Here is a 334-nt window from a genome sequence, read left to right on the forward strand (position 1 = left end):
TGTTGTTGTGCGTAGTCGTCGAGTTCTTGTTTGAGGTATTGGGCTTCCTCGCGGATGCGTTTCCTGGTGGCGGTGATGTGTTGGGCGACTGTTTGTGCCCACCGTTTCTGCTTTGGTGCTAGCGGCCCGTCGGCTTCGGTAATAGTCCAGGTGCCATCCTCAAAAAGCCAGATGACATCCCCGCTGTAGGGGTCCAGCAGGTATTTAAGGGTGCCATCGGTTTTCATGTTGTGATGGCTTTGGCATAAACACGCCAGGTTCTTCGGGTGGGTTGGCCCGCCTTCAGCCCAGTTGTGTCGGTGATCCAACTGGCTGAGAAAAGCAGGCTCGCCAC

General features: G+C 55.7%; 1 protein-coding gene. It reads right to left on the reverse strand.

Translation table 11 applies throughout. The features are described from left to right. Nucleotides 1-334 (reverse strand): HNH endonuclease signature motif containing protein (locus HMPREF2807_RS10625; RefSeq protein WP_198531401.1); only part of this gene is annotated, 334 nt, incomplete at both ends.

This window comes from Corynebacterium sp. HMSC074A09 (assembly GCF_001811545.1).
Taxonomy (GTDB): Bacteria; Actinomycetota; Actinomycetes; order Mycobacteriales; family Mycobacteriaceae; genus Corynebacterium; species Corynebacterium hiratae.